Genomic DNA, 390 nt, shown 5'->3' on the forward strand with positions numbered 1-390 from the left:
TCTTCTCAGTCCCGCTCGACAGATAATAGCGGTTGAAGGCGGCGTTGTCATTGGAGATGGTGGCCTCGCCGGTCGAGAAATAATAGGATGAATCGTCGGCGCCACCATCCGCTCCATCAATGATCGCAGTCCCGCTCGACAAATGATAAAAGCCGCCATTGATGCCGTCCAGGTCGAGCGACACATTGCCCGAAGACAGATAGATCGACGTCTCGTTGCCGGAGCCGCTGACACTCACCGAAACGTCCATCCCGTCGCGCAGGGTGAGCGTGGAGGGGCCTGAACCGGCCACATAGGTCAGCCGCACCTCATCGACGCCGGCCAGAACCGACGGTCCATTCAGGTCGAAGCTGCCGTTCCCAAACAGCGCCAGAACGTCATAGCCACCCC

Annotated in this window: 1 protein-coding gene; it reads right to left on the minus strand. The window is 59.5% G+C overall.

Annotation, left to right across the window (positions count from 1 at the left end):
- On the minus strand, positions 1 to 390 hold a 390-nt coding region (locus EN869_RS34710; RefSeq protein WP_189508260.1), incomplete at both ends, for a hypothetical protein.

It is taken from the genome of Mesorhizobium sp. M2D.F.Ca.ET.226.01.1.1 (assembly GCF_004022705.2).
In the GTDB taxonomy this organism is placed as follows: domain Bacteria; phylum Pseudomonadota; class Alphaproteobacteria; order Rhizobiales; family Rhizobiaceae; genus Mesorhizobium.